Raw genomic sequence first — 3600 nt, forward strand, 5'->3', positions numbered from 1 at the left:
CCCCCGCGGCTTCCCCCTACTCCGCGCCCGACGACTACTACAACGACGCCGAGGGCAAGACGGGCCCGGAGCTCAAGACGGCGCTGCACGGGATCATCAAGGACTCCGAAACCCTCTCCTACGACCAGGTGTGGGACGCGCTCAAGGCCACCGACCAGGACCCGGCCGACTCCTCGCACGTCCTCCTCCTCTACTCCGGCCGCTCACAGAGCGCCGACGACAACGGAGGAGGTGCCGACCAGTGGAACCGTGAGCACGTGTGGGCCAAGTCCCACGGCGACTTCGGGACCTCGCCGGGGCCCGGCACGGACATCCACCACCTGCGCCCCACGGACGTCAGCGTGAACAGTGAGCGCGGCAACAAGGACTTCGACGAGGGCGGCGAGGAAGTCGGCGAGGCGCCGGGCAACTTCACCGACGACGACTCGTTCGAACCCCGTGACGAGGTCAAGGGCGACGTGGCCCGCATGGTCCTGTACATGGCCGTCCGCTACGAGGGCGACGACTCACACCCCGACCTGGAGCCCAACGACAAGGTGGACAACGGCTCCGCGCCCAACCTGGGACGCCTGTCCGTACTGCGGCAGTGGAGCGAGCAGGACCCGCCGGACGACTTCGAGAAGCGGCGCAACGACGTCATATACGACCAGTTCCAGCACAACCGCAACCCCTTCGTCGACCATCCGGAGTGGGTCGGCGAGGTCTGGTCGTAGGCAGCACAGAGCTCGTCGCGGACGGGCGGAGGCCTGCCCCGAGCGGACCGCGGGGTGCCCGAGCGGAGGGCACCCTGGCGGTCCGCGTCAGGGCCGTCCCGCATCCCGCAGGCGGGCCCCGTGACGGCGCCGGCCGCTACTGCTGGCCGGCGAACCGTGCCGGAGCGAGCGGGGCGAAGGTCTCCTTGTCCACGCCGGCGAACCGATCGGGGCGGAACTCGGTGAGCAGCGGGCTCTCCCTGCCCATGACGATCTCCTCCGCGGCGAGCCGGCCCAGGAGCGGACCGAGCGTGATACCGCTGTGCGTGGCGATCGCGTACACCGATCCGCCGCTGTCGAACCCGGCGGCCGTCTTGCCGTCGGCGGGCAGGGACCGCTGCCCGACGCGGAACGACTCCAGCCGGGCGCCCTCGGTGCCGGCCAGCAGCCCGCGCAGCCGCCCGACCAGCTCACGGGCGTGCGCGCCGTCGGGCCGCGGTGGGGCGGCAGGATCGGCGTCCACGTCGAGGTCGAGGCCCTGCACGACCAGACGGCCACCGCCCTCGGGGCGTACGTTCAGCTCGGGAGTGGTGAGGACACGGCCCAGGCGGGTGGCCAGCGGCGCCGTGTAGCCGAGCAGGCCGACGGTGGCCGAGCCGGCGGCCTGCGGGTCGGCCATCGGCAGGGAGAGCCCGGATGCCGCTGCCAGGCCCTCGCTCCAACGGCCCGCCGCCAGGACGGCCACGTCATAGCGCTCACTCGCGCCTGACGCCAGGGTCAGGCGGGCCCGCCCGCTCTCGCCGGTGGCGGCAACGACCTCTTCCGGGCAGCGCAGAACGGCGCCGTGGTCGCGTGCCTCTCCCCACAGCCGGGCCAGCAGCGCGGCCGGCAGCACGTAACCCTCCTGCGGATACCAGGCGATGTCGGTCACCTCGTCGGGTACGCGCAGGTCCGGCACCAGCTTCCGGGCCTGCGCGGGGGTGATCCACTCCGCGGGGTAGTCGCGGCGGCGCAGTTCCGCGAGCGCCGCGGCGAGGTGCGCGTGGCCGCTCGGGCGCGCCCACTCCAGGTTTCCGCCCCGGAAGAACCACTGGCCGCCGGGCTCCTGGAGAGCCTCGTGCTCGGCGATCCCGGCGACGTTGAGCTCGTGGTAGGCCAGCGGGTCCTTCTGGTGGGAGTTGATCCAGGCGAACGTGGTCCCGGTGGTGCCGGCCGCGGGTGCGGTGCGCTCGAAGACCGTCACCTCCGCCCCGGCCCGTGCCAGCGACCTCGCGGCGGCGGCCCCGATGACTCCCAGTCCCACGACAGCGATACGCACTGATGTCTTCCTTTCGACTCTGCTGGACTTTCCTCGACCGGTCGGCGGCACTGCCGTCACCCCTTGGGGACGGGCAGGGGCTCGGCGGTGTCCGTGCCCCGCGGCCCGGCGGAACGGCCACGTGTCCCCGACACCAGCGGGAGCAGCAGCGCGAGCGCCGACGCCACGATGCCGTACACCGCGTAGGGCACGGTCGTGTCGAGGAACTGGGCGATCGCACACCCGGCGATTCCGGCGAGCATGCTCGCCAGGGCGGCGGCCGGCCTGAGGGTGAAACGCCGGCGCAGCAGGTATCCGCCGAAGACGGGGGCGGCGAGGGTGGCGGCCGAGTACGCGTAGCTGGCGACCAGCCAGTCCAGCGCGCTCGGGAAGAGGATGGCCAGCCCGGCGGCGAGCGCGGCCACGAGCACCGTGACGATCCGGGAGAGCGACACCGTCTCGCGGTCACCGCGGTCCCGGCCGAAGACGTTCTGGTAGAGGTCGCGGATCACGTTGGCGACCACGGACTGCAGGGCGGCGCCCGTGGTGGAGATGATCGTGGCGACGAGAAAGGCTCCGTAGACGACGAGTAGGAAGGCGGGCAGCCGGGTGATGAGCCAGCCCGCCGCGTCCTCGGGGTTGTCGAGGCCGGGGTTCATCGCGCGCACGGCCAGGCCGATGCACCCGGCGTACAGGCCGCCGACGAGGATGGTCAGCCCGGACAGCACCAGGCCACGGCGGGCGTCGGAGACCTTCTTGGTGGCGAACACCCGCTGGAAGTAGAGCTGGTTGGTCAGCGTCCCGGGCACGATGGCCGCCACCCACAGCCAGATCTGTTCGCCGCCGGCCGCGGTCAGCCCGCTGGGCCGCCACAGGCGTTCGGGAACGCTACCCGTCACCCCGCTCCAACCACCCGCGAGGTGGACCGCGTAGCCGGCCACCACCAGCGACATGACGATCTTGAAGATGCCGAAGACGAAGTCCGTCCACACCACGGAGGTCAGCCCGCCGGGCAGGACGAAGACGAGCGAGCCCGCCGTGATGGTGAGGATGAGCACCGTCGCGGAGATGCCGGTCAGCTCGCCGAACAGCTTGGCGAAGGCCACGAACTGTGTGGCCAGCCAGCCGAACGGCACGATGAGCGCCGCCACTCCGGCCATCGCGGTGACCGGTCTGCTCGCGCCGAACAGCCTGCTGATGATGTCGGGCACGGTGGTGAACCGCTGTTCGCGCAGCCAGCGGGCGATCAGGGTGAGTCCCAGGAAGCCCAGCAGGACGCAGCCCTCGTAGGCGAAGACGGACCAGCCCGCCGCGTAGGCGATGCCGACGTGGGCGATCAGCACCCCGCCGCCGACGGCGGTGGCGAACTGCGTGATCACGACGACGCCGAGCGGGAGCGACTCGGGCGCCGCGAGCCAGTCGTCCGAGTTCTTCGCCCGCTTGCCGAAGTACATGGACAGCAGGGCACCGAGCGCGATGATGAGCAGACTCGCGAGGACGATGGCGATGATCTGACCGGTGGAGTTTCCGGGCATGGCATGCCTCCAGGGACATGACGGGACCAGCACCCGGCCCTGGACGGGCGCACGGGTGGTGCGGGAGGGCGCTCAC

Annotated in this window: 3 protein-coding genes; 1 reads left to right on the top strand and 2 read right to left on the bottom strand. The window is 71.7% G+C overall.

What is annotated here, in order from left to right:
* A partial coding sequence (locus tag AB8Z75_RS32385; RefSeq protein ID WP_369208305.1) for an endonuclease I family protein occupies positions 1-713 on the top strand: 713 nt, incomplete at its 5' end.
* A gap of 136 nt (positions 714-849) precedes the next feature.
* Here AB8Z75_RS32385 and AB8Z75_RS32390 read toward each other — a convergent pair.
* The gene (locus AB8Z75_RS32390) at positions 850-2010 is read right to left on the bottom strand and encodes an NAD(P)/FAD-dependent oxidoreductase (protein ID WP_369208307.1); all 1161 of its coding nucleotides are present in this window, start codon (positions 2008-2010) and stop codon (positions 850-852) included.
* A 56-nt stretch (positions 2011-2066) separates the two neighbouring features.
* Entirely contained in the window at positions 2067-3524 is a 1458-nt protein-coding gene (locus AB8Z75_RS32395; protein WP_369208309.1) for a sodium:solute symporter family protein, read from the bottom strand.
* Positions 3525-3600: the final 76 nt, after the last annotated feature.

The sequence above is a fragment of the Streptomyces sp. PU-14G genome (assembly GCF_041028275.1).
Lineage (GTDB): Bacteria > Actinomycetota > Actinomycetes > Streptomycetales > Streptomycetaceae > Streptomyces.

Excerpts from the sequence above, each read along its gene's own strand:
- AB8Z75_RS32395 (WP_369208309.1), bottom strand. The coding sequence starts at position 3,524 with ATGCCCGGAAACTCCACCGGTCAGATCATCGCCATCGTCCTCGCGAGT.